Origin of the sequence: Kribbella sp. CA-245084, assembly GCF_050942355.1 — a bacterium.
GTDB lineage: Bacteria > Actinomycetota > Actinomycetes > Propionibacteriales > Kribbellaceae > Kribbella.
Genome location: NZ_CP192053.1, coordinates 5625933 through 5651652, shown reverse-complemented (window position 1 = coordinate 5651652; position 25720 = coordinate 5625933). Strand labels below are relative to the sequence as shown.

Sequence of the window (25720 nt, the reverse complement as noted above, 5' to 3'; positions counted from 1 at the left end):
AGTAAAGCCGAACCCGACAAGGTGGGGCGTGTGAGCAACCGTCTGAACGTGCTGGTCGTCATGGCTGACGAGCAGAGCTGGAACACCCTGGGCTGTACCGGAAACCCCGCTGCGCAGACGCCGAACCTCGACGCGCTGGCGGGGGAGTCGACCGTCTTCGACGCCTGCTACACGCCGTTCCCGTTGTGCTGCCCGGCGCGCACGAGTCTCTGGACCGGCCTGATGCCGCGGCACCACGGCGTACTCGGGAACTGGCGACCGATCGAGCCACGGCTGCGCTCCGCAGGTGTCGCGCAGGCGTTCGCCACGGCCGGCTATCACACGCACTACAACGGCAAATGGCACGTGCCCGGCACGACGCCGGCGCAGATGGGCTGGGCCGACAGCAGCGCGATTCCCGCCGTACCGCGGGGGCAGGATCGCGGGCGCTACATCGAGGACTACCGCACGTGGGCGGGCGAGCGTGGGTACACGTTCGACCCGGACCACATCGAGAACCTGACGACGAACGACCTTGTTGCACTGAGCAAGGAGCCGTACGCGACGTCGAGCGTTCCGCTGGACTCGTTCCTGGAGACCTGGCAGTGCGACACGTTCCTCGACGGCCTCGACCAGCGGCCGTCGGACAAGCCGTGGCTGGCCGTCTGCTCGATGAACGCGCCGCACTTCCCGATGCTCGTCCCCAGCCCGTACGACCGGCTCATCGACCGGGACCGTGTACGCCTGCCGGAGAGCTGGTCGACTGGTACCGCGACGAAGCCGCGCGAGGTCCGCGAATCGCATTTCGCGCGCGACTTCGAGAACCTCAGCGAGCAGGAGTGGATCGAAGTCACCAGCCATTACCTAGGCCTGTGCGCGCTCGTCGACACGCAGTTCGGCCGGATCCGCCAGTACCTCGAGGACGCCGGCGAGTGGGACCGGACGGTGGTCGTGTTCACCTCCGACCATGGCGACCTGATGGGCGCACACCGGCTGATGGAGAAGGGCCACTTCCTCCACTACGAGGAGGACCTCCGGGTCCCGCTGATCGTCCGGCATCCCGACGGCCGGCAGAGCCGGAACGCGAACTTCGTCTCGCTGCACGATATCGTTCCGACGTTGAGCGAGTTGGCCGGTGTGCCCTGGGATGAGGAGCACGACGGCCGGTCGTTCGCGGCGATGGTCGGCAATGACGCCGCGGCGCCGATCCGTGAGTACGTGACAGCCGAGACGATGCTGCACGACGGCCGTCCCGGCGGGAGCGGTGATCCGTTCCACGCGAAGGACTGGCAGTACCCGCGAGACAGCGTGAACCTGTCCGTCCGGACTGCCGACCACCGCTACATCTTCCGGTCTCATGACGAGGCCGAGCTGTACGACCTGGCCGCCGACCCCTGGGAGCAGCACAACCTCGCGGCCGCCGAAACCGCGACGGTCGCACAGCTGGCGGAGCTGCTCGCCAACGAGGTCTCCGACGTACTGCCACAGGCCGCAGCCCTGGTCCGCAAGGGAATTTCCGCCACACAGGCATCGAAAGGCTGATCATGAATACTCAGTTCTCCCGGCGGCGGCTCCTGCAGTTCGGAGCCGCGGCAGCAGGAACCGCGGCGCTCTCGTCCTGCGGCCGCGGCCTCGGCGGCAGCAGCTCCTCGTCGGGCGGCGGTGGTTCGAAGGGCGCGCTGGACTTCATGTTCTGGGGCGAGGGCGACCAGAACAAGAAGCTGATCGAGGCCGTGGACCTGTACCAGAAGAGCGAGGGCGCCACGAAGGTCAACCCGCAGTACTCCGGTTTCTCCGGATACTACGACAAGCTCGCCACGCGTGTTGCCGGGGGCAACCCTCCGGACGTGTTCCAGATCCACCTGCCGTATCTGATGGAGTACATCAAGCGCGGTGCGGTCGCGCCGCTGGACCAGTACAAGGACGACCTCGGCCTCGACAAGATGCCGGACTACGTGGCCACGACGACCAAGGCGGACGGCAAGTACTACTTCGCGCTGCTCGGCGCCGCGACCCAGCCGGCCATCATCGTCAACACGACGAAGCTGAAGGGCCTCGGCCTGACCGCGCCCGGTCCGGACTGGACCATCGACCAGTACAAGACCGCGATGGCCGACGTCTGGAACAAGAGCGGCCACAAGCTCGCCGGTACGGCGGACCTCGGCGGCAACCCGATCGCGCTCGAATCGTTCATGCGCGGCCGTGGCAAGGCGCTGTTCGGTGACGGCGGCTCGCTCGGGTTCGGCGAGGACGACATGGCCGCCTGGCTCCAGCTCTGGCAGGACCTGCGCGGCAACGGTTCCGCCGTACCGATGGCCGTGACGGCCGCGGCGACCGGGTTCCAGAACGACCCGGTGACGATCGGCAAGGCGGCATACACCGGTACGGCGACGTCGCGGGGCCTGCCGTCGATGCAGAGTCTGACCAAGGAGACGCTGAGCCTCGGCACGTTCCCGTCCGGCGGGCCCGGATCGCAACCGGGGACGAACATCATCCCGGCCGGCTGGTTCGCGATCTCGCCGAAGTCGAAGAACATCGAGGATGCGGTCGCGATGCTGAAGTTCCTGACCAGCGACACGGGGGCTGCGAACGCGATGGGTCTGGCCCGCGGCGTGCCGATCCCGGAGACGATCCGGACCGAGGTCGCCAAGACCGCGACCGGGCTGAACAAGCTGGTGCTGGACAACTACGCGCTGGTCGCGTCCAAGGGCCCGGCCGCGCTGCAGATGTACCCGCCCGGTGCGAGCAAGCTGCTGCAGACCTCGCTGCCGAACGTGAACCAGGTCGTCGGTTTCGGCAAGAGCTCGGTGGCGCAGGCGGTGACCAAGTTCTTCTCCGACGCCAAGGCCGCGCTGAAGTGACCGAGGGTACGGCCTGGCAGATCCGGCCGGACCGGGGGCGGATGCGGTCCGCGCAGCCGTTCGACGTCCGGCAGCAGAACTACTCGGCGATCCTCCGAGCGGTGATGCGGCACGGTCCTGTCGCGCGGTCGGAGCTGTCGGGGCTGACCGGCATGACCACCGGCACGATGACGAAGCTGACCAGCCTGCTGTGTGAGGCCGGGCTGCTGCGTGAGCTGCCGGCGGAGACGGGCCACGGAGCTCTCGGCCGGCCGCGGATGCCGATGGTGGTGGACGACCGTACGCATCGCGTCGTCGGAGTGCACTTCGGTTTGCGCCGTACGACGGTTTGCCTGCTCGATCTGCGCGGGACGCTGCTGGCCGAGATGCGGCTGCCGCATCGGGGCCGGCGTGCGTTCGAGCCCCTCGTCGAACAGGCCGTCCAGGGGATCCAGGAGCTGATCTCGCGGAACCCAGGGAAGATCCTCGGTGTCGGCGCGAGCACGGGTGGCTGGGTCGATCGTCAAGCCGGCGTGGTCCGTGACCATCGGGTACTGCGGTGGCGGGACGTACCGCTGCGGGACGCACTCGGCGGCGGTCTCGGCCTGCCGACCGAGGTCGACTCGAGCTTCCGCTCGCTGGCGATGGCCGAGCGGTGGTTCGGCGGCGCCCAGGGGATGGACGATCTGATCGGGCTGTTCGTCGGGAACGTCGTCGGCGCCGGGTTCGTGCTGGGCGGGCGCGTCTTCTCGGGGTACCGGGCCGCGGCCGGGACGGTCGATCATCTGTCGGTCGGGGTCACGGCGGCGGAGGCGTGTTCGTGCGGCCGACGGGATTGCCTGCACGCGGCGGCCAGCGACCTCGCCGTACTGGCGCAGGCTCGCCGGGACGGGCTGATCGGAACCCGCGGGACGCTGGAGCAGCTCATCCAGGCGGCGCGGGACGGTGACCTGCGGGCCGACGGCCTGCTGGTCGCGCGGGCGGAGTTGGTGGGTGTCGCCGCGGGGACCTTGATCGACATGCTCGACCCGGAAGTCGTGGTCGTCAGCGGCGGCGTGGTCGACGCCCCGGAGTACCTGCGGTCGGTCCAGCGCGGGGCGCGCGCGTACCTGCGGGACAAGCGCCCGGTGGACGTGGACTCGGTGGTGCGGCTGAGTGCCTTCGGCGCGGACGGTGTGGCGGTCTCCGCGGCGAGCGTGATCCTCGATCGGATCTATGCGGCGCCGGCGGAGTTCGTCCCCGGTCTGCTCGAGCTGAGGTACGGGTGACGGGCATCGTGTGTCTCGAGTCCGCCAGGGTGTGGTCGCACCGTGCGTCGTCGCGGAGTACCTGGGTGATGGTCGAACTGGTTGCCGACGGCATCCGAGGTGTCGGCGAGCTGTCCGACGGCGGACCTGTGGCCGAGCTGATCGTGGCGGCGCGATCGATCGGGTCGTCGATCGTCGGCCTTCCACTGGATCAGGTGCGGGCCGAGCTGCCGTTGCCCGATACGTTCCTGTGGTCGACGGTGCTCGGCGGGTACGAAGCGGCGCTCGCGGATCTGGTCGCGCGGCTCGAGGGCCGGTCGGTCGCGGAGTCGCTCGGTCTCAGCGAACCGCAGCCGGTGCGGTTGTACGCGAACCTCAATCGGCGGTACGGCGGGGACGGCGCGCAGGCGATCGTCGCCGAGGCGGTGTGTGCCGTAGGCAACGGGTTCTCGGCGGTGAAGGTCGCGCCGTTCCTCGACAATCACGCCCGGGGCATGTCGGGCACGCAGCTGGTCGACGCCGGGCTGGAACTGGTGGTGAAGGTACGCGAGGCGCTGCCCGACGGCGTACGACTGATGGTCGACTGCCACCACCTTGTGCCCGCCCAGTCAGTTGCGGTCGTCGCGCGGGACCTGGCTGCTCTGGATCTCTACTGGGTCGAGGACCTGGTGCGGGTCGACGATCGCGCGGCCCTCGACGCGGTTGCCGCGAGCGGGTTGGCGCTGGCTGCGGGGGAGCACATCTGGCAGCCGGCTGCCGCCGCGGCGGCCTGTGCCGACGGAGCGTTGACGTACTGGCTGGTTGATCCGAAGCACGCGGGCGGACCGGCTGCTGTCGCGCGGTTCGCCGAGGCGATCGGAGACACGCAGTTGACGTTCCACAACCCGAGCGGGCCGATCGGTACGGCGCACGCAGCTCAGCTTGCTGCGCTGGGCGGTGCCGGCACGTGGCTCGAATACGCCTGGGGCGAGACGGATCGCCTCACCTTCCTGGACCCTCCCGAGGCGGTGGTCGACGGCACGTTACGACCTGCGGGTCCCGGCATCGGTTGCGCACCGCGTACGCCGGATGGGGCCGAGTTGATACGAGTCGGAGAGGAGTGAGTTGTGGCTGTTGCGTTTCCGGCGTTACGGGGCGGGCGGCGGACCCGGTACCAGAACGGCTGGGCGCTGTTGTTCCTGGCGCCTTGGCTGATCGGGTTCCTGGCCTTCACCGCCGGGCCGATGTTGATGTCGCTGTACCTCGCGTTCACGAAGTACGACCTGCTGACCGCGCCGAAATGGATCGGGTGGGGCAACTTCGGGCGGATGTTCGGCGACGATCCGCTGTTTCTGCAGTCCCTGAAGGTGACCGCGATCTACGTGTTCGTCGGTACGCCGCTGAGCCTGTGCTTCGCGCTTGCCGTGGCCGTCGTACTCAACCGTGGATTGCGGGGGCTCGATTTCTACCGGTCGGCGATCTACCTGCCGTCGCTGTTCGGCGGCAGCGTGGCGATCGCCGTGCTGTGGCGGAAGGTGTTCAACGGTGACGGCCTGGTCAACCAGATCCTGGCGCTCGTCGGCATCCACGGTCCGTCGTGGATCTCCGAGCCGCATACCGCGCTCGGCACGCTGATCGCGCTCGAGGTCTGGCAGTTCGGGGCGCCGATGGTGATCTTCCTGGCCGGGCTCCGGCAGATACCGCGGGAGTTCTACGAGGCGGCGCAGGTCGACGGAGCCAGCAAGTCGCGTCAGTTCTGGAGCATCACGATGCCGCTGCTGAGCCCGATCCTGTTCTTCAACCTCACGCTGCAGTTGATCCGGTCGTTCCAGGCGTTCGCACCGGCGTTCATCATCAGCGACGGCTCCGGCGGACCGGCCGACTCGACGCTGTTCTACTCCCTCTACCTCTACCAAGAAGGATTCGTGAACTTCGACATGGGTTACGCCGCGGCTATGGCGTGGATGCTGGTGCTGCTGGCAGGCGCCGTCGTGGCCGTCAACTTCTTCTTCGCGAAGTTCTGGGTGCACTATGAGAATTAAGCGGCTGTTCGCGCACCTGGCGCTGATCGTCGTCACGCTCGTCATGCTCTATCCGCTGGTGTGGATGGTGGCGAGCTCCTTCAAACCGACCGACGAGATCTTCTCCCAGCCCGGACTGATCCCGCGGCACTTCGAGCCGTCGAACTACGCCGAGGGCTGGAAGGGCATCTCGACCGCGTTCAGCATCTTCATCGAGAACTCGTTGTTCATCTCGATACTCGCGATCATCGGCAATGTCATCTCGTGCAGCCTCGCGGCCTTCGCGTTCGCACGACTGAACTTCTTCGGCCGCCGGATCGCCTACGCGACGATGCTCGTGACGTTGATGTTGCCGACGCACGTCACGCTGGTGCCGCAGTACATCTTGTTCAACAAGCTCGGCTGGGTGAACACGTTCTACCCGTTGTTCGTGCCGCACTTCTTCGCTGTCGACGCGTTCTTCGTGCTGTTGATGGTGCAGTTCATCCGGTCGCTTCCGCGTGAGCTGGACGAGGCGGCCCGGCTGGACGGATGCTCGCCGTGGAAGATCTACCGGCACATCGTCTTCCCGTTGCTGCGGCCGGCGCTGGTGACCACGATCATCTTCACGTTCATCTGGACGTACAACGACTTCTTCAAGCAGCTCATCTACCTGAACGACGTCCAGCTGTTCACCGTGCCGCTCGGCCTGCGTCAGTTCCTCGACTCGACCGGCGACTCGTCGTGGGGCCCGATGCTTGCCATGAGCACCCTTGCGCTGGTTCCGCCGCTCGTCCTGTTCGTCACGTTCCAGCGCAAGATCGTCGACGGCGTCGCGACCTCGGGTCTGAAGGGATGAGCCCGGTCGCGCTGGTCACCGGGGCTGCTGGTGGTATCGGCTCGGCGGTCGTGACGACGCTGGTGAAGCACGGTTGGGCGGTGGTCGGGGTCGACCTCGTGGATCGCCCGGCCGGCCTCGAGGGCATCGAGTGGGTCGTGGGCGATGTCCGCGACCAGGCGACCGTCGAGCACGCGCTGGCCGCGGCATCGCAGTACGGACAGGTTGGCGGGCTGGTGACGGCGACTCTCGCCGAACAACGCGGCTCGTTGGAGAGCCTCGATCCGGCCGCGCTCACCACCGTGTTCGACGTACAGGTGACAGCCGCGTGGGCGTGGAGTACGGCGGTCGTCGCGGCCGCACCTTCTGAAGCATCACTCGTGCACATCTCCAGCGTGCACGCGCAACGAGCCGTGCCCGGTATGGCGGCGTACGCGATGGGGAAGGCGGCGCTGGACGCCTTGGTGCGGGCCGCTGCCGTGGAGTGGGGTCCGCGCGGGGTGCGGTGCAACGCCGTACTGCCTGGCTTCGTCCCGGTGCGGCGGAACGAGCACCGTCAGACCGAGGAGCGCCTGGCCGGCCATCCGCTGCTGCGCTACGTGACCGCAGAGGACGTGGCGCAGGTTGTTGCGTTCCTGCTCGGCTCCGAGTCGCGAGCCGTGACGGGCGTGTCCCTTCCGGTGGACGGCGGGATGCTCGCGACGCTGCCGCACTGGGCCTGACGAAACAAACCGACTGGACTGCGAGGTTTCTATGCGACCGAACGTGCTGATCATCCTGGTCGACGACATGGGGTACTCCGATATCGGCTGCTACGGCGGCGAGATCGGGACCCCGAACATCGACGGTCTCGCCGCGCATGGCGCGCGGCTGACGAACTTCTACAACACGGCGCGCTGCAGCCCGTCCAGGGCATCGCTGCTGACCGGCCTGCACCCGCACCAGACCGACGTCGCCGAACTGGTGAACAACGACGGACCCGGTGGCTACCCGGGCAGCCTCACCAGCCGGTCCTCGACGCTGGCCGAAACCTTCCGCGCCGCCGGCTACCAGACCCACATGACCGGCAAGTGGCACCTGTCGAACGAGCGGGAGCGTCCGGCTGACAGCTGGCCGACCCGGCGCGGGTTCGAGCGGTTCTGGGGCACGATCAGCGGCGCCGGCAGCTACTTCCAGACCACCACGCTGCACGACGGCGAGACGCACGTACCGCTGTCCGACCTCGGGCCGGACTTCTACTACACCGACGAGATCGGCTCGCATGCGGCGCAGGCGATCCGCGACACGACCCACGAGGATCGTCCGTTCTTCGGGTACGTCGCGTTCACCGCGCCGCACTGGCCGCTGCATGCGAAGGAATCCGATCTGGCCGAGATGCGCGGGATGTTCGACGCGGGCTGGGACGTACTGCGCACACAACGCCGGCAGCGTCAGCTCGAGGCCGGCATCTGCGCCGAGGACGCGACGCTCGACCGCCGCGACCCCGACGTACCGGCGTGGTCGGACGAGCCCGAGCAGAAGTGGCAGCTCGAGCGGATGGAGGCGTACGCCGCTCAGGTCCGCGCGATGGACCGCGCGGTCGGCACGATCCTCACCGCACTCGACGACACCGGGCAGCGCGACAACACGATCGTCGTGTTCCTGTCCGACAACGGCGGCTGCGCCGAGGAGCTCCGCAGCGACCCCGAGGGCGCGGACCAGTTCCGCAAGCATCACCTGATCATTCCGCCGAGCGCTCCCGACGGAACGCCGATGCGAGTGGGCAACTCGCCCGACATCCGTCCGGGCACTGCCGACACATATACGAGCTACGGGCAGGCGTGGGCGAACCTGTCCAACACACCGTTCCGCCTCTACAAGCGCTGGGTGCACGAAGGCGGAATCGCCACCCCGCTGATCGTGTCCTGGCCTGCGGGCGAGCTGAGCGACACCGTGATCGATGCTCCGAACCAGCTCACCGACATCGCGCCAACGTTGCTCGAGGCAACCGGTGTACGCGCGTTGGCAGAACGTGCCGGCGAGGCGATGCCTGTCCTGCCGGGAGTGAGCATGCTCGACCTGCTCCGGGGCGGGCCCGCGACCGAGCACGACCTGTTCTGGGAGCACATCGGCAACGCGGCCGTCCGGTCGGGCCGCTGGAAGCTGGTCCGCGAGTACGACGGGCCGTGGGAGCTCTACGACCTCGCAACAGACCGCAGCGAGAGCAACGACCTCGCAGCGGCTCAGCCCGACCGCGTGCAGGACCTGTCGACACGCTGGCAAACCTGGGCCGATTCGGTCGGCGTGATCCCGTACGGCGACGTCCTCGCGGCCCGTGCCTCGATGCCGAACCAGCCGGCCTGAAAGGACAATGAGGATGAGGAAACGGGTAGCGGTGGCAGCCGTCGTACTAGTCGCGGCTGGGCTGACGCAGGCGCCGGCTGATGCGCGGCCGGGTGGGCGGGTTGAGATCCGGGTGGATCGTGGGCCGTTGATCATGGCCGACGGGATACCCGCGCCGACGATCGAGCCGGAGATCTTCGGTGCCAACGCACGGTGGATCGACGACGAGCTCGGCGCCTGGGACCCGGCGACGCGCGGTCCGGCGGCCGGGTTCGCGGACGCCGCCGCGGCCGCGAAGCTCAAGCTGATCCGCTACCCGGGCGGCACGGTCGCGAACTTCTTCGACTTCAAGAAGGCGATCGGACCGGTTGCGCAGCGCGGATGCCAGACGTCCGGCGGGTTCGCGGCCGTGCGGTTTGGCAACCTGCCGGGACCGCGGAACGGGTTCGGCCCGGACGAGGAAGAGGCCCTGGCCGCGCAGATCGGCGCGAAGACGATGGTGATGGTCCCGTCGATCAACCAGACCGCATCGGACGCTGCGGACTACGTCGAGTACATGAACTCACCCAGCGACGGAGCGGCGACCAATCCGAACGGCGGGACCGACTGGGCCGAAGTACGGGCCGCGAACGGGCACCCGGCGCCGTACAGCATCACGAGGTGGGAGTACGGCAACGAACCGTTCCTCGACGGGCAGCGGTATTGGCGCGACGAGGATCCTCAGTTGCGGGTGAAGCAGTTCATCGAGGGCAGCTGGAGCCGTCAGACGGCGGCATCGGCGACGTACCAGAACGACGACGGCCTGTTCAGCGGCTGCGATCTGGTGAACCGGAAGACGAGTACGGGCGCTGCGGACCAGACGTACCGCACGCGATACAACCCGATCGCGCTGCCGTCCGATGCGACACCCGAGTCCGCCCCGCTCGCGGAGCCGGTGCTGACGGTGAACGGCGTGCAGTGGACGCGAGTGAACTCACTGGCGACTGCGGGCGCGACCAATCAGGTCTACCAGGTCGGAACGACCGACGGGACGGTCAGCTTCGGAGACGGCACGCATGGCGCGATCCCGGCGAAGGGCGCGGCTCTCAGCATCGAGTACACGACTGGTCGGCAGGACGGGTTACTGGATTTCGTGCAGGCGATGAAGGCGGTCGATCCGAAGATCACGGTCTGTTCGGGCTGGGGCAAGCCGGAGTTCGTCGATGCCATGGGCAACCGTCCGTACGACTGCATCGGCATCCACTCCTACACCGATCAGGCCGGCGGTGACGCGGACGGCGCCTACGACTCGACCGAGCTCTACCAGCAGCTGATGAATGCCAGCGACACCCCGACCCAGGAGCTGGCCGAGTTGCGTCAGCACATCGCCAAGAACTTCCCGGATCCGCGACGGCGTCCGACGCTCGCGGTCACGGAGTACGGCACGATCAGCCAGAACGGCCCGACCGGCGTCAGTACGCCGAACAACTTCGCCGCGATGCAGATGCACAACGTCTACGAGACGACGATGCTGATCGGCCAGCTCACGAACGGCGTACGGCTCGCGATCAACTCCAACCTCAACGGCGGACCGGCCGCCGATCCGGGGAAGCGGGACTGGGGCAACATTCTCGGATCGCCACCGGGCTTCGGGATCACCGGACGATCGATGTCCATGACGTTGGCGGCGCCAATGATCGGAGCTGCGCCGCGGAAGGTGACGACGATCGATAACCCGACGGTGCCAGGTCAGGACTACACAGCCGTCGTGGCGGCCGCCACCCGGACGGCGAGCGGTGTTCAATTGCTCGTCGTGAACCGGAGTCTGGACCGGTCGGTCCCGATCACGGTCGATCCGGCGGGCGGTCCCGCGGTGCGGTCGGCGCGGCAGACGACGGTGACCGACGACGACATCACGGCGTACAACAACGACCAGGCCCAGCCGGTCCAGCCGACCACGACGACACTCAGGAAGGGGCCGAAGGTTGAGGCCGAGCTTCCGCCGCACTCGTCCAACCTGATCGAGCTCACGTATTAAACGGCGTGCGCGGTGAGGGCCGGGACGAGCGTCTCGGGGGAGCGGTAGACGGAGTCGAGCATGATGGCTCCGGCGGCGATACCCAGGGCATAGGGACCGAACGCGCTCGGGCGGATTCGTGCGGTGGCGTCGACACCCAGGTCGCCGGCGAGCTTCGCCTGGGCGGCGTCGCGGATGGTCGCGACGTCGTCGACCGGGGCGGTGATCCCGCCGCCGAGAATCACCAGCTCGGGATCGAGGAGTTCGATCAAGGTGGCCGCGGCGGCGCCGACGACGACGGCACGCTCCCGCAACAGGCGACGCGCCTTGCTGTTGCCGTTGACAGCGAGCTCGAAGACGTCGTACACCTCCTGATCGGCGTCGATCAGGCCGGCCGCCCGCGCCCGGCGAGCAACCTCGAGATCTCCCGCGATCATGGCGAAACAGCGCCGGCTGCCACACGTGCAAACCTCGCCGGATCGGTCGGCGATCGGCAGATGGTCGAGCCCGCCCGCGGCCGCGTGCGCCCCCCGGTACGGCACGCCGTTGAGGACGAACCCGGCGCCGATGACGTTGCCGACGAACAGGTGGATGAAGTTGTCCACCCCCGTGGCAGCGCCGAACCAATGCTCGGCCAGCGCGAGCGCCCGCACCTGCGAGTCGATCAGCACCGGCAGGCCCATCGCCTTGTTCAGCGCTGCGGCCAGCGGCGCGTTCTTCCAGTCGAGGATGGGCTGACTCAGCACCCGGCCGGTCGAGCTGTCCACCCAGCCGCCGGTGCTCGCGCCGACGCCGAGGACGGTCAGCTCGCTCCCGTCGATCAGCTTCCGCACCGCACGCGCCGCGCTGCGGACCAGCCGGTCGAAGCTGGTGGTGCGCTCGGTCGCGTGGACCTCGGCAACGAGTTGTCCGCGCAGATCGATGAGGCAGGTGTTGACCCGGTGCAGCCCGAAATGCACGCCGACAACGCCGTACGTCGACTCGTCGATCGCGACCGGTACCTTCGGGCGGCCCGTCCCGCGCTGTGTCGGTTCGGCCGCTTCCTTGACCAGCCCGGCCCGGACGAGTGCGGCGGTCAGCCGGGTGACCGAGCCAGTCGACATCCCGATTGCCGAGGCCAGGTCGGTGCGGGCGGTCGGGCCGGAGCGCATGAGCTCACGCATGATCGTCGAGTAGTTCTGCTGCCGGATGTCGCTCAGCTGGGCAGAACGCGGGAGCTCCTTCATGCCGTCGGTTCTAGCACGGTTCTGGCGCTGGTCCATTGACACACATGTACCTGGCTATTTAACTTCAAGTCAGAGAAAAGTCGGCGAAGGGATTCTGGTCAGTGAGTACACGAGCGACGTTCAAGCTGCGGGGGACCGTCAACGGGACGATCCGGCCGGAGATCTACGGACAGTTCCTGTCCCGTCGCCGCTGGGTGGCCGACGAGGCGCTGCACAACCCGGACCACCCGGACGCGGGCGAGGACGGTCTGCGCGGGAGCGTGGTCGACGCGATCGCCGAGCTTGGTGCGCCGGTCGTGCGATGGCCCGGCGGCTGTACGGGCACGTCGTACGAGTGGGAACGCGGGGTCGGGCCGGACCGTGAACGGACCGTCGACTGGCACTTCGGGTACGACGTCGGCAACGGCTTCGGTACGGCGGAGTTCGTCGCGTACTGCCGGCGGATCGGGGCCGAACCGCAGATCAACCTGACGACCGGGACGGGCTCGTTGCGCGAGGCGCTCGCGTGGATCGAGTACTGCAACGGCACCGGCGACTCGCTCTGGGCGAACCTGCGCCGATCCCACGGGTACGACGAGCCGTTCGATGTCCGCTACTGGCAGATCGGGAACGAGGAGTGGGGCTCGTGGGAGATCGGCCAGGTCAGCCCGCAGGAGAACGCCGTACGGTGCCGCGAATGGGCCAAGGCGATCAGGCGGCTCGATCCGGACCTCAAGGTGCTTGCCATCGGCTGCTTCGAGCCGACCCAGGCCGTCGACTGGAACCTTGCTCTGCTTCGCGAGGCCTGGGAGCACATCGACTACCTGACGCTGCACACCTACTGGCCGTTCGATCCGACCGCTGACGGCGGCGACTATGCGCGGGTGCTCAGCGGTCCTCATCGGACCGAGGGCGCGATCGTCGCGATCCAGGGCTTGGTCGAGCTGGTGGCCCGGGAGAAGCCGGGTACGCCGAAGCCGGAGCTCGCGTTCACCGAGTGGAACTGCGCCGACGCGACCCGCTTCGAGATGAGTCCGAAGTGGCGTCCGGGCGAGACCCGCTACCGGACCGTCGACGCGCTGGCCGTCGCGTCGTTCCTGAACGTCATGCAGCGGCAGGCCGACAGCGTGACTCTGGCGAACTTCGCCCAGACGATCAACGTTGTCGGCGCGCTGGTGGTCACCGACGACGAGGTCGTGCGCGAAACCGTCTATTGGCCACTGTGGATGCAACGCCGCTACAGCGGCAAGCTCTCCCTCGCCGGCGACACCACCTGCCCCACGGTCCCCGGCGAGACGCTGGAACGCACCCCGACGAAGCTACCGTCCCTCGACATCAGCGCCTCCACCAACCCCGGCGACACCACCGTCTGGCTCTCGATCATCAACCGAGACCGCAACCAGCCCGCCCACCTCTCCATCGACCTGGGCCACCGCCTCGCAAGCAACGTCGTACGCCTCCACCAGCTACACACCGAAGACCCACTAGCCCAAAACACCCGGCCCGACCCGGACCGCGTCGCACCCAGCACCGACGAGGTCAAGCTGACCGACGACCTCACCCTCGACCTGCCTCCAAGCTCGTACACAATCATCGAACTGACCACCACGGAGCCGGTCGTTCTTCACTGAAGAAACCAGCTCATTCAGCCCAGGTGACGGATTGCCTCGGTGATTGACTCGGTGACCGGGGCGCCGGTCGCCTCCAGCGCCGAGCGCGTCATCGCGCCGGTCGAGACGAGGATGCACTGGGTGCCGGCTGCCTGGGCGGCCTGGCCGTCGTCCACGACATCGCCGATCAGTACGACGGTTGCCGGGTCGAGCTGCTGCGCTTCGAGATGGCGGATGAGGCTGTCGGCCTTCGAGCCACCGCCGACGTCACCGGCCAGCCCGTCGATGCGGGTGAAGTACGACGTGAGGCCGTACTGCTCGACTGTCGGAGTCAACCGCCCGTGGAACCACATCGACAGCAACGACTGTGTCCGCCCGCTCTCGGTGCACTGCCGCAGTACGTCGAGGGTGCCGCCGGCGAGCTCGCACGTGTGCAGGAGCGCGTCGTACCGCTCGTGGTAGAGCTTGTCGACCCGCGCCCACTCCTCCTCGTCGAGGGTGCGCTGCAGGATCTGCTCGTACGAGACCTGCATCGGCCGCGCGTACGCCGCCTGCCACTCACCCCAACTGAGCTCCGGCCGACCGAAGCCGGCACAAACCTCGTTGACCGCAGCTAGTACGGCGTGATTGTCATTGAGTAGCGTCCCGTTCCAGTCCCACACCACATGCGAAGCCTTCACCGGGGTAACTGTAGACGGGCCCTCAGACTGGAAAGGTGACGTAGTGGGTGAGATCACGGAGCTGACACGGGTCGTACCACCGGACCCCGGGAAGCCTGTTCGTCCGGAAGCAGCGGCCAGTCAACAAGCCTCACGCGAGCTCGCCGAAGACCCGACAACGTGGTCGCACAAGCAGGCCGAGGACGTCGTACGCCGCTACACCGAGCTGGCTCCGGTCTGGGACGGTGACCGCGGCGGCTACCGCTCCGTCCCGCTGACCGACGCACTGGAGCGTGGCGGGCCGTGGCCCGGCGGGCTGTGCTTGGAGGTCGGCTGCGGGACCGGACTGCTCTCAGCACTCATCCAGGACGTCTGGCCGAAGGTGGTCAGCCTCGATCTGACCTGGGCGATGCTGAGCCGTTCACCTGCTCCGTGGCGCGTGCTGGGTGATGCGTCGCAGTTGCCAGCCGGCGACTCATCAGCGCAGGCGGTCGTGCTGGCCGACGTACCTCTGTTTGCTGATGAGGTTGTGCGCACGCTGAGCCCGGATGGTGTGGTCGTGTGGTCCAACGCGCTCGGTGAGGACGCACCGCATCACGTGCCGATCGAGACCGTGCTGGGTGCGCTGGAGAAGGCCTCGCAATCGGACTGGTCTGCAGTGATGGCTCATGCGGGCTGGGGTTTGTGGGCCGTGCTGCGTCGAGGGGAGGCGGCATGAGCTTCCGGAGTGCGGCGGACATCGGGGTCGGGTTTCACGCGGACGTGATCGCACCTCTGGTCGGGGAGGTCGGATACGCGGCCGGGCTGCTGGGCTGGGGATCGGATGTGCTCGGGTACGACACCGAGCGCTCGACGGATCACGGGTGGGGTCCGCGGGTTGTGGTGCTCGTGGACGCGGGTGAGGTCGAGCGGGTGCGGAAGGCCATCGACGACGGACTGCCGAACGAGTACGACGGGCATGCGGTCCGCTTCGGCTGGGACACTCAGGAGCCGGTGCACCACGTCACGGTCGCGACGCTGGCCGACTGGCTGCGTGGACAGCTCGGATTCGATGCATCGCAGGGCATCGGGATCGCCGACTGGTTGGTCACGCCGCAGCAGCAGTTGCTAGGCGTCGTGGCTGGTCAGGTGTACGCCGACGACGGACGGTTGGCCGCAGTACGTGATGCGCTCGCCTGGTACCCGGACCAGATCTGGCGTTGGCTGCTCGCCTGCCAGTGGTCGCGGATCGCGCAGGAGGAGGCGTTCGTCCAGCGCACGTACGAGGTGGGAGACGAGCTCGGGTCGCGGGTCGTCACGGCTCGCCTGGTGCGTGACGTGATGCGCCTGGCGCTGCTGCAGTCGCGGGCTTATGCGCCGTACACGAAATGGCTGGGTACGGCGTTCGCACGCCTCGAGCACGCCGACGGTCTGGCCCAAGCGCTCGCCGACGCAACAGCAGCCGTGCGCTTCGCTGATCGCGAGCAGGCGCTCGTCACGGCGTACGAGCTGGTCGCACGCCGCCACAACGCGCTCGGCATCACCGAGCAGATCGACCCGGCACCACGTCCGTACTTCACCCGGCCCGCACAGGTGATCGACGCCGGCCGCTTCGTGCACGCGTGCCTGGCCACCGTGACCGACGACGCGGTAGCGCGCTGCGGGCTGATCGGCTCAATCGACCAGCTCGCCGACAACACCGACGTCCTCAGCAACCCAGAAACCTTCCGCAAGTTCCTCGCCGTCTATCGCTGAACTCTGTGAGGAAAAAAGAAGAAGAGAGAAAAGAAGAGATCCGCGACCGTTCCGTTCAAACGCAGTAATACCGCCGTCATCAAAACCACCGCACACCTCGAGCTATGCCGACTCGGCTGGTGACTTCTGAATAGCCCTCGAAGAGGGATTTGGAGTCGTACTCGTGCTGAGGCAGGTATGAGCCGGCCGCCCGCGGATCGACCCGGGTCGATCCAACCACTGCTCGATGCGGGTGCCGCCCCGTCTTACACGCAAACGCGGTGGCTCTCTGGCAAGAGCTTGAAGACCAAGCCTGCCCCGACACCAGCCGGATCCGGTGTCGGGTTCGTCGAGTTGTGGGTTCTGGCGATATTTTGCAGCCACTGTCCACGACTCGGCGTACCGGCTTAGGGCTCTTCTCCACGACTCGGCGAACCAGCGGCGGTCGGGCATCTGCGAGGTCTGTGTGATCGCGCTGGTTGGTCTGCATCTGGACAGGACGTGTGCCTCCGACGGCCGGCCCCGGCTGCTCGCGTACGCCTGAGATCGAGCCCGACACCGTCACACCTCCTGTCGAGTTGCAGATCTGAGGGGCCAAACCCGAGGGATGGACCCTTGACCCCTGGCGTGCAGGCGGGCAACCGACCACCTCGGGGGTAACCCCTCAGACGCTCCACCGGCAACAGCCTGGTCGGCCGGACAGCACCTGCCGACTGACACTGGACCGCCGGACCCAGCCGTGCACCCAACTGCCCTTCTATCTCTTCGTCTTTCCGTTTCTCTCTTGCACTTTCTCTTCAGAGCTTCTGAATAGACCTCCTCTATCGTTGAGTGATGACCCTCGCGAGCCATGTCATCCGGTCCGTTACGACCGCCGACCATCACTACGACTACCTGCGCACGATCGGGCGGAACTCGTTTCTCGGTAGTCATGGGAGCGGGGGCAAGCAGACGGTGTACGTCGTGGAGACCGATCGCGGCGCCGTCGGCTGGGGTCTGCCGTTGTACGACGCGGACCCGCGCGCGCTGATCGGTCGCAACCTGGCCGAGTTGATCGACCCGGATCGTGGCGTGATCGATCCGGCGGCGGAGTTCCTCGACTACCCGCTGCACGACCTCGCGGCCCGGGTCCTCGACGTACCTGTCTATGCGATGCTCGGCGGTCGCGGCTCGACCCGGGTGCGCTGCTACAGCGGCGGCATCTACTTCGACGACCTCGACCACGGGCTGGAGGCGATCCGGACGAACCTCGCGCAGGACCACGCGTTCGGGTTCCGTGACTTCAAGCTGAAGATCGGCCGCGGCCACCGCTGGATGGATTCGCGGGCCGGCCTCGCGCGCGACATCGAGGTGACCCGGCTGACCCGCGAGCTGTACCCGGACGCCGGGATTCTTGTCGACGGCAACGACGGGTTCAACCTCAACGGCCTGTTCGAGTACCTCGACGGCGTCGCGGACTGCGACCTGTACTGGATCGAGGAGCCGTTCCAGGAACGCCGACCCGACCTGCAGGCGCTCCGCGAACGCCTACAGACCATGACCAACCGGCCCAAGGTGGCCGACGGCGAATACGGCCCGGACGTGGACCACGTCCTCCGTCTGGCCCGCGAAGGCCTCATCGACGTAGCCCTCATGGACGTCATCGGCCACGGCCTCACCGCCTGGCGTCGCACGATGCCGCAACTCGCCTCCGAAGCCTCACCGCACGCCTGGGGAGTCCCGCTCAAGACCCTGTACGCCGCTCACCTCGCAGCCGGCCTCGGCAACGTCCCGATCGTCGAAGGGGTCCCGGGACCCGGCGCCTACACGCTCGAAGACGGGTACGTCGTCCTGTCGGAGGAGCCGGGCTTCGGCCTCGCCGCGCCCTAGTCAGGTCAGCGGTTCGCCGCCGTCCACGCGCAGCGTCGTACCGGTCACGAAGGTGCTGGTCATCGCGAACAGGACGGTCTGCGCGACGTCGTCCGCCGTACCGATCCGCCGGGCCGGGTTGCGCTCGCTGATGTCGCGGAAGTAGTCGTCCTTGCCCGCGCCGAGCCCGTCCCACGCTCCGGTGTCGATGACGCCGGGGGAGATCGCGTTCACCCGGATCGGCGCCAGCTCCAGCGCGAGCGAGCGGGCGAGTACGTCGGCCGCGCCGTTGGTGATCGCGACCGCGAGCGTGCCGACGGCGATCTTCGCGGCCGCGACACCGGAGAAGATCGTCAGCGAGCCGCCTTCGTTGATCCGCGGCGCGAGGTGCTTGGCGAGCATCAGCGGGCCGATCACCTTCGTGTCGAACGACGCCCGGACCGCGTCCCGGTCGAGGTCCGCGATCTTCCCGCGGGCCCGGGCCGACGCGGTCGAGACGATGTGGTCGACGGTCCCGAGCCGCTCGCCGAGCGCGGCGATCGAGGCCTCGTCGGTCAGGTCGACGTACTCGGTGTTGATGCCCGGCTCACCGTCGTACGCCGCCTTCAGCTTGTGCTGGCTGCGGCCTGCGGCGACGACCTGTGCGCCGGCGTCCCGTGCGGCCAGGGTGACCGCGCGGGCGATGCCGCCGCCCCGGCCGACGACCAGAACTGTCATGCCTTGAAGTGTCATGACGCTTACCGAACACCAGCAGCCGGCTAGCTCGCATCCGCCACTGGCTGGCCTTCAGACCTCCTGGCCGAGGCGTTTGGTGTACTCCGCGACCTGGCGCAACGACTTCTCGTCCGCCCACGACCACTCTGGACGCGGTGTGTCCGGCCCGCCGTACGGCATGTCCGCGTAGTGCGCCTGCAGCTCGGCAAGCTGCTTCGCCAGCTCCGCCCGGACCGAGGCGTACGCCGGGTCGTCGGCGACGTTCACCAACTCCTCCGGGTCTTTCTGCAGGTCGTACAGCTCCCACTCCGACTCGAACAGCCGCTCCGACGACCCCGGCACGCCAAGACCGGCGCCGTAGTAATGGATGAGCTTGTACTCCTTCGTCCGTACGCCGTAGTGCGCCGGGGCATGGTGGATCGGGTCGTCGTGCTCCCAGTACCGGTAGTAGATCGCGTCCGGCCAGTCCGGGACCTCCTCACCGCGCAGTACCGGCAGGAAGCTCCGGCCCTGGGAGGTGGGCATCTCCAGCCCGGCCATGTCGAGGAACGTTGCCGCGAAGTCCACGTTGGTCACCATCGCGTCGCAGGTGCCACCGGCCTTGATCACCGCCGGCCAGCGGATCATCATCGGCATCTGCAGCGACTCGTCGAACATCAGCCGCTTGTCGAACCACCCGTGATCCCCGAGGAAGAACCCCTGGTCGGACGTGTAGACGACAACCGTGTTCTCGCTGAGCCCCTCCTCGTCCAGTACGTCGAGCAGCTGGCCAACGTTGTCGTCGATCGACTGCACGCACTGCAGGTAGTCACGCAGATAGCGCTGGTACTTCCACCGCATCCGCGCCTCCCGGTTCTCCGGACCGCGCAGCTCGTCCGGCAGGTCCTCACCGAGCTCGTCCGCGCCCAGGTCGTCGGCAACGGACATGCGTACGCCGCGAACGGCCTGGCTGCGGGTGCTGTGGTCGTCGAACAGAGTGCTCGGCTCCGGGATCGATCCGACCGGGTAGAGGTGCTTGTGCTTCTCGTCCGGCACCCACGGCCGGTGCGGTGCCTTGTGGTGCACCAGCAGCAGGAACGGGCGCTCCGGATCCCGCTGCCGGATCCAGTCGATGCTCTGGTCGGTGACGATGTCGGTCGCGTACCCGGGCACTGTCTCGGCGCCGTCCGGACCCAGCATCAGCGGATCGACGTACTCACCCTGTCCGGGGAAGACGCGCCATGCGTCGAAGTGCCGCGGCGCGGAGTCCGGTCGCTCACCGAGGTGCCACTTGCCGAACAGCGCGGTCTGGTAGCCGGCGTCCTTCATCACCTCGGTGAACGTCGGCACCCGGTAGTCGATCTCGGTGAAGATCGATGCCACCCCGTTCACATGGCTGTAGGTGCCGGTCAGGATCGAGGCCCGCGACGGCGAGCAGATCGAGTTCGTGCAGTACGTCGCGTCCATCCGCACCCCGTCCTGGGCCAGCCGGTCCAGGTGCGGCGTGCTGTTGACCTTGCTCCCGTACGCCGAGATCGCGTGCGCGGCGTGGTCGTCGGACATGACGAAGACGATGTTCGGGCGTGCCATCAATGCACCTTTCGGGTGGAGAGTGCCGCGTCGATGTCCAGCATCATCTGGCCGGTCACGCCCGGATGTGCCGCGAAGACCTCGAGCAGGGGAGCGGACGGGTTGAGGCGGCGCATCCCGTCGAGCCCGGCGAGGATGTGGTCGGGGAGGACGTCGGGGTGGTTGTCCACGAGCTCGGTCACCGTGAGCGTTCGCAGCGGTGAGTCCTCCTTCAGATCGGCTCGCTGTGCGGATGGCTGGAGCGCTTGTTGCACCTGCTCCCACTGGTGCCCGATCAGCAGATGCTCAGTCAGCGCCGGTCCCTCTGCCGGTAGTCCCAGACGTTCGTACTGCGCAGGTGGGGCGTCGTTGGCATGCATGAGGTCGAGCATCAGGTTGCACAACCTCAACTCCAGGTCGTCGTCGCGGAGCGGGTTCTGCTGTTGCGGGTCGGTCTGCAGATCGAACAGGAGCGAGCCATGCCACCAGGGGTTCCCCATCGGTTGGCCCAGGACTCGCAATACTGGGACGCCCTTGGTGAACGCGAAGCCGTCGACCAGTTCGGCGTTGTGGAGTTCCGCGGGAGTGAAGCGCCCACGCATGTGGGTGGGCATCAGGGTGTACTCGTGGAGCGGTGTGTTCGACGGATCGGCGCAGGCGCGCATGTAGACGTACCGGCCGTCCGTCACGTTGACATGCCCGCCGTGCGCGCCGAACAGCGCACCCTCTCGCTCAAGACCACCGGACAGTGGCAGGCCCTGCATGTCGGGCGGAGTGTCGACGGTGAAGTAGTCCAGGAGTGTGGGCGCGATGTCGATCGTCTGCACCAAGGCGTCCCGCCGTACGCTGGCAGCACGGTCCCGAGGATCCCAGACGAACAGCGGGGTGTGGATCGTCTCGTCGAACCAGGGCTGGACGCTCTTGCCCCACCAGCCGCGTTCACCGAGCAGGAAGCCGTGGTCGGTGCAGACGATCAGCATCGTGTCGTCCCACAACCCGTGCTGGTCGAAGAGATCGAGCACCCGGCCCAGCGACCGGTCACACATCGCCAGCAACGACAGGTACTCGCCGCGTGCTCGCTCCACCTCCTCCGGCGTCTCGATCACCCGCCGGTACGACGGCCAGTCGAACACCGGCGCCGCGGTGTCGACCCCCAGCAACCGCCGGTACTGCTCGTAGCTGAAGAACGGCTCGTGCGGGTCGAACGTCTCGATCTGCACGAACCACTGGTCCTCGGCAAGGTTCGTCTCGATGAACTCGACACCGGCGTCGAACGTCAACGTCTGGCTGTGCTGCGACTCGTCCTGCATGTACTGCCGGTTCACCCAGTCCTGCCGGCTCAGGAAGTTCGCACCGTTCAACGTCTCCGGTACGTCGGGCTCGCGGACCTGCCCCTTCCACCGATCACCCTCCTGACCGCGGAAGAACTCGTACGTCGAGTACCTGTTGTGGTACGTCGCGCCGCCGTCCTCCCAGTAGTGCTGGTGATCGGTCGCGAGATGCGTGTGTACTCCGCTCTGCCGCAACAGCTCGGGCATCGAGTCGTCGAACGGTTCCAGCGGGCCCCACGACCGGTGCAGGAAGTTGTACCGCCCGGTGTGCAGCTCACGGCGTGCAGGCATGCAAGGCATGCTCCCGGCGTAGCAGTTCTCGTACAGAGCGGTGTGGTCAGCCAGCCGGCTGAAGTTCGGTGCATGCACGTTCTCCGCGCCGTACGGCGGGAGCATCCGCCGGTTGAGCGAGTCGTACATGACCATGACGGCGCGCTTCATCCGACCGCCTCACTGGCCAGCAGCTCACGCCGTTCCTGCCGACGCACGGCTTGCCGGTCCGGGTCGGGGATCGGTGCGGCCATCAGGAGGCGTTTCGTGTACGCGTGTTCGGGCTGCTCGGTCACGGCGCCGGCGTCGCCGTACTCGACGATGTCACCGCGGTACAGGACCGCGACACGGTGGCTGATGTGCCGGACGACAGCGAGGTCGTGCGAGATGAAGAGGTAGGCCACTCCGGTCTCCTCCTGGATAGAGATGAACAGGTCGAGCACGCGCGCCTGGGTGGACAGGTCCAGCGCGGACACGGGTTCGTCACAGACGATGAGCTTGGGCCTCAGCGCCAGAGCGCGGGCGATGGCGATGCGTTGCCGCTGGCCGCCGGAGAACTCGCGCGGCAACCGGCGTACGGCGTCCTGCGGCAGACCGACCTGGTCGAGCAGCGTGCGGACCCGCTCGGTCGCAGTACGGCGATCGACCGAGCCACGTGCGACCAGCGGTTCGACCAGGATGTCCTCGACGGTCATGGACGGGTTGAGCGAGCTGTACGGGTCCTGGAACACGACCTGGATGTCGTCACTCAGCCGGCGGCGCTCCCGGCGGGACATCCCGACCAGCTCCTGCCCGTCGAACCGGATCGACCCGGAACTGACCGGCACCAGGCCGAGGACCGCCCGTCCGATCGTGGTCTTGCCGGAACCGGACTCACCGACCAGTCCGAGCGTCTCGTGCGGCTTGATGTCGAACGAGATGTCGTGCAGTGCCCGGAAGGCCTTGGCGCGCCGGCGCCCGGCGTACTCGACGACGACGTTCTTGGCCTCAAGCATGGTTCACCTCGAGTCGGGTGCGTGGGGTGCTGTCCTCGAGCGTCGAGCCGAGCAGCGTCTGTGTGTAGGGGTGCTGTGGACTCGCGAACAACGGCCGTACGTCGTTGACCTCGACGATCCGCCCGTCCTGCATCACGGCCACCCGGTCGCAGATGTCAGCGACCACGCCGAAGTTGTGCGTGACCAGCAACATCGCCATCCCGAACTCCGTCTGCAGACCGCGCAGCAGATCGAGTACGTCGGCCTGCACCGTCACGTCCAGCGCCGTCGTCGGCTCGTCCGCGATCAGCAGGTCAGGTTTGCCGGACACCGCACCGGCGATCAGCACGCGCTGCGCCATACCGCCGGAGATCTCATGCGGGTAGGCGGCGAAGGTACGGCGTGGATCCGGGATGCCGACGCGCTCCAGCAGGCTCAGGGCCTCGGCCACGGCGGCCTGCTTGGACAGACCGGATACGACGCGCAGCGGTTCCACAAGCTGTTCGCCGACTCGGAAGCACGGGTCGAGGTTCGACATCGGCTCCTGCGGGATGTAGCCGATCCGCTTACCCCGCGGTGCTCGTCGCTGCGACTCGGACAGCCGGGCCAGCTCGGTGCCGTCGAAGACGATGCTGCTGTGACCGAGCAGCGTGCCGCCGGGTGAGAGCAGACCGAGTACAGAGAAGGCGGTCTGGGTCTTGCCGGACCCGGACTCGCCGACCAGCCCCATCACCTCTCCGTGCCGAACGTCGAGATCGACGCCGTGTACGACCTCGCGATAGCCGTCGTTGGTCGGGTAGCCGACCGACAGATTCGTGATGCGCAGCAGCGGCAGCTCGCTCGTGTCCGGGGTCGCAGGCACGAGCTTCGGCGCCTTCGGAGGTTTGCGCGGCCGGTCCGTGCGCTGGATGACGTCGCGGATCGCATTGCCCAGCAGGACCAGCGACGCGACGGTCAGCGCGATCGTCATACCGGGCCACCAGATGGCCACCGGTGACGTATAGATGTTGGTGAACGCGTCCTGCAGCATGCCGCCCCACGTCGGCGTACCCGGATCGCCCAGGCCGAGGAACTCCAGCCCGGACTGTACGACGATGGCGATACCGGCCACGACCGACGCCTGGATGACGATTGGAGCCCGTACGACCAGCAGCACGTGACGCCCGATGATCCGGGGATCGCTCAATCCGGACACGCGCGCGGCATCGACGTACAACTCGTGCTTGACCGCCATGACCTGACCGCGCACGAGGCGATGGAATCCGGGGGAGAGCATCACGCCGAACGCGACCATGGCCAGGTAGATCGACGAGCCGAGCGCCTGGAACAGTGCGAGCAGCACGATCATCGTCGGCAGCGCCATCAACAGGTTGGCGCCCCAGCCGAGCACACCGTCGAGCAGGCCGCCGTAGTACCCGCTGAGCAGTCCGGAGATCACTCCGAGCATCAGGGCAACTGCTAGAGCGATCACTGCGCCGGTCAGGGTGTTGCGACCGGCATGCAGCAGCCGACTGAAGATGTCGCGGCCGGCACCGTCACCACCGAGCAGGTAGCCGCTACCCGGACCGGCGTTGATCTTGTCGAGCCGGAGCGCGGTCGGACTGTGCGGTGCGATCAGTGGCGCGAAGATGCTTGCCAGCACGATCACCAGCAGGACCACCAGCGCAGCAATCGCCAGCGGGTTGCGGAGTACCTTGCGGACCGTCATTGCACACGCACCTTCGGGTTGACCCAGCCGCTGATGACGTCGATGACCAGGTTGACGATGACGACCAGGACGACCAACGTGACCACCACGCCCATCAGGACCGGTACGTCGCCCTGCAGCGCCGCGTTGATCGTCAGCGTGCCGAGACCTGGGATGGCGAACACCTTCTCGATCACCACCGCACCACCGAGCAGAGCGATGAACTGCAGTGACAGCACGGTCAGCGCAGGACTCGCGGCGTTCCGCAGGGCGTGCCGGAACAGTACGGACCGCGGACTGATGCCACGGGCTCGCAAGGTGCGGACGAAGTCCTGATGCAGTACGTCGATCACTGCACCACGAACCTGTTGGGCGGCTGACGCGGTGCTCCCGATCACCAGGGACGCCACCGGCAGTACGAGGGCTGCTGCCCAACTGCCAGGTGACTCCGAGAGCCGCACGTAGCCGGTCGCGGGTAGCACTCCGAGGCTGACCGAGAAGAACACCACGAGGACCAGTGCGACCCAGAAGTTCGGCAATGCGAACCCGGCCACGCTCAGCACCTGGATAACCCGGTCCAGCCAGCCGCCACGCACGGCGGCGGCCACACCAAGCCCAACACTGATCAGAGCGGTGAGCGTCACCGCCAGCACGACCATCGACAACGTCACTGGCAGTCTGTTGGCGATCGCCTGCGCTACAGGTTCGTTGGTGAACCAGGAGATTCCCAGGTCGCCGTGCAGCGCGTGCGAAGCCCACGTCCCGAGCTGTGCGAGCAGAGGCTTGTCCAGACCGAGCTCAGCGTTCTTGGCGGCCAGCTGGTCCGGAGTCGCGTTCTCGCCGAGCAGGTTGCGGGCGACGTTGCTCGTGCCGGAGAACGCGAGCAGGAAGGTGATGCCGGCGATCACCACGACCAGTACGACGCATGCGACCAGCCGGCGTCCGATGAATCGAAACATG

The 25720-nt window shown here is 67.4% G+C and carries 21 protein-coding genes; 13 read left to right on the top strand and 8 right to left on the bottom strand.

All coding sequences use genetic code 11. The annotated features are described in order from the left end of the window. Positions 1-30 precede the first annotated feature (30 nt). The 9 genes from ACQPYH_RS26920 to ACQPYH_RS26880 all read left to right on the top strand — a co-directional run bounded on the left by ACQPYH_RS26920 (position 31) and on the right by ACQPYH_RS26880 (position 11222). A complete protein-coding gene (locus ACQPYH_RS26920; RefSeq protein ID WP_432876620.1) occupies positions 31-1521 on the top strand; it encodes a sulfatase-like hydrolase/transferase in 1491 nt (496 codons plus the stop codon). Between the two features lie 2 nt (positions 1522-1523). After that, positions 1524-2840 carry an ABC transporter substrate-binding protein gene (locus ACQPYH_RS26915; RefSeq protein WP_432876618.1) on the top strand — a complete coding sequence of 439 codons (1317 nt, stop codon included), beginning with the start codon at positions 1524-1526 and terminating at the stop codon, positions 2838-2840. Further along, positions 2837-4087, top strand: coding sequence for an ROK family protein (locus ACQPYH_RS26910; RefSeq protein ID WP_432876616.1), 1251 nt, complete (start codon positions 2837-2839; stop codon positions 4085-4087). The genes ACQPYH_RS26915 and ACQPYH_RS26910 overlap by 4 nt, the downstream gene beginning before the upstream one ends. A gap of 68 nt (positions 4088-4155) precedes the next feature. Then, positions 4156-5169: an enolase C-terminal domain-like protein gene (locus ACQPYH_RS26905; protein ID WP_432894498.1), complete on the top strand. Its 1014-nt coding sequence runs from the start codon at positions 4156-4158 to the stop codon at positions 5167-5169. Between the two features lie 3 nt (positions 5170-5172). Further along, entirely contained in the window at positions 5173-6087 is a 915-nt protein-coding gene (locus ACQPYH_RS26900; protein ID WP_396405193.1) for a carbohydrate ABC transporter permease, read from the top strand. Further along, positions 6077-6904, top strand: coding sequence for a carbohydrate ABC transporter permease (locus ACQPYH_RS26895; RefSeq protein ID WP_432876614.1), 828 nt, complete (start codon positions 6077-6079; stop codon positions 6902-6904). Before ACQPYH_RS26900 ends, ACQPYH_RS26895 begins: the two co-directional genes overlap by 11 nt. Further along, positions 6901-7605, top strand: coding sequence for an SDR family NAD(P)-dependent oxidoreductase (locus tag ACQPYH_RS26890; protein WP_432876612.1), 705 nt, complete (start codon positions 6901-6903; stop codon positions 7603-7605). Before ACQPYH_RS26895 ends, ACQPYH_RS26890 begins: the two co-directional genes overlap by 4 nt. 31 nt (positions 7606-7636) lie before the next feature. After that, positions 7637-9226, top strand: a complete 1590-nt coding sequence (locus ACQPYH_RS26885; protein WP_432876610.1) for an arylsulfatase — start codon at positions 7637-7639, stop codon at positions 9224-9226. A 13-nt stretch (positions 9227-9239) separates the two neighbouring features. Continuing rightward, positions 9240-11222 carry a hypothetical protein gene (locus tag ACQPYH_RS26880; RefSeq protein WP_432876608.1) on the top strand — a complete coding sequence of 661 codons (1983 nt, stop codon included), beginning with the start codon at positions 9240-9242 and terminating at the stop codon, positions 11220-11222. Here ACQPYH_RS26880 and ACQPYH_RS26875 read toward each other — a convergent pair. After that, entirely contained in the window at positions 11219-12427 is a 1209-nt protein-coding gene (locus ACQPYH_RS26875) for an ROK family protein (RefSeq protein WP_432876606.1), read from the bottom strand. The two genes, ACQPYH_RS26880 and ACQPYH_RS26875, sit on opposite strands and share 4 nt — an antisense overlap. A gap of 101 nt (positions 12428-12528) precedes the next feature. On the opposite strand from ACQPYH_RS26875, the gene ACQPYH_RS26870 reads away from it, so the two are divergent. Further along, the gene (locus ACQPYH_RS26870; protein ID WP_432876604.1) at positions 12529-14037 is read left to right on the top strand and encodes an alpha-L-arabinofuranosidase C-terminal domain-containing protein; all 1509 of its coding nucleotides are present in this window, start codon (positions 12529-12531) and stop codon (positions 14035-14037) included. A 14-nt stretch (positions 14038-14051) separates the two neighbouring features. Here the strand turns inward: ACQPYH_RS26870 and ACQPYH_RS26865 are convergent, their stop codons facing one another. After that, positions 14052-14696, bottom strand: coding sequence for an HAD family hydrolase (locus ACQPYH_RS26865; protein ID WP_432876602.1), 645 nt, complete (start codon positions 14694-14696; stop codon positions 14052-14054). A gap of 43 nt (positions 14697-14739) precedes the next feature. Between ACQPYH_RS26865 and ACQPYH_RS26860 the strand changes: the two genes are divergently transcribed. The 3 genes from ACQPYH_RS26860 to ACQPYH_RS26850 all read left to right on the top strand — a co-directional run bounded on the left by ACQPYH_RS26860 (position 14740) and on the right by ACQPYH_RS26850 (position 18257). Further along, complete coding sequence (locus tag ACQPYH_RS26860; RefSeq protein ID WP_432876600.1) at positions 14740-15393, top strand: class I SAM-dependent methyltransferase; 654 nt, start codon at positions 14740-14742, stop codon at positions 15391-15393. Beyond that, the gene (locus tag ACQPYH_RS26855; RefSeq protein ID WP_432876598.1) at positions 15390-16409 is read left to right on the top strand and encodes a DUF4037 domain-containing protein; all 1020 of its coding nucleotides are present in this window, start codon (positions 15390-15392) and stop codon (positions 16407-16409) included. Before ACQPYH_RS26860 ends, ACQPYH_RS26855 begins: the two co-directional genes overlap by 4 nt. Before the next feature lie 813 nt (positions 16410-17222). Beyond that, positions 17223-18257, top strand: a complete 1035-nt coding sequence (locus ACQPYH_RS26850) for an enolase C-terminal domain-like protein (RefSeq protein WP_432876596.1) — start codon at positions 17223-17225, stop codon at positions 18255-18257. Here ACQPYH_RS26850 and ACQPYH_RS26845 read toward each other — a convergent pair whose 3' ends face one another. From ACQPYH_RS26845 to ACQPYH_RS26820, 6 genes are all read right to left on the bottom strand, one after another. After that, a complete protein-coding gene (locus ACQPYH_RS26845; RefSeq protein WP_432876594.1) occupies positions 18258-18953 on the bottom strand; it encodes an SDR family oxidoreductase in 696 nt (231 codons plus the stop codon). Positions 18954-19022: 69 nt separating this feature from the next. Next, a complete protein-coding gene (locus ACQPYH_RS26840) occupies positions 19023-20519 on the bottom strand; it encodes a sulfatase family protein (RefSeq protein ID WP_432876592.1) in 1497 nt (498 codons plus the stop codon). Continuing rightward, positions 20519-22270 carry a sulfatase gene (locus ACQPYH_RS26835; protein WP_432876590.1) on the bottom strand — a complete coding sequence of 584 codons (1752 nt, stop codon included), beginning with the start codon at positions 22268-22270 and terminating at the stop codon, positions 20519-20521. The genes ACQPYH_RS26840 and ACQPYH_RS26835 overlap by 1 nt, the downstream gene beginning before the upstream one ends. Further along, the gene (locus ACQPYH_RS26830; RefSeq protein ID WP_432876588.1) at positions 22267-23094 is read right to left on the bottom strand and encodes an ATP-binding cassette domain-containing protein; all 828 of its coding nucleotides are present in this window, start codon (positions 23092-23094) and stop codon (positions 22267-22269) included. The genes ACQPYH_RS26835 and ACQPYH_RS26830 overlap by 4 nt, the downstream gene beginning before the upstream one ends. After that, positions 23087-24781: a dipeptide/oligopeptide/nickel ABC transporter permease/ATP-binding protein gene (locus ACQPYH_RS26825; protein WP_432876586.1), complete on the bottom strand. Its 1695-nt coding sequence runs from the start codon at positions 24779-24781 to the stop codon at positions 23087-23089. The genes ACQPYH_RS26830 and ACQPYH_RS26825 overlap by 8 nt, the downstream gene beginning before the upstream one ends. Beyond that, complete coding sequence (locus tag ACQPYH_RS26820) at positions 24778-25719, bottom strand: ABC transporter permease (protein WP_432876584.1); 942 nt, start codon at positions 25717-25719, stop codon at positions 24778-24780. Before ACQPYH_RS26820 ends, ACQPYH_RS26825 begins: the two co-directional genes overlap by 4 nt. Position 25720 lies beyond the last annotated feature (1 nt).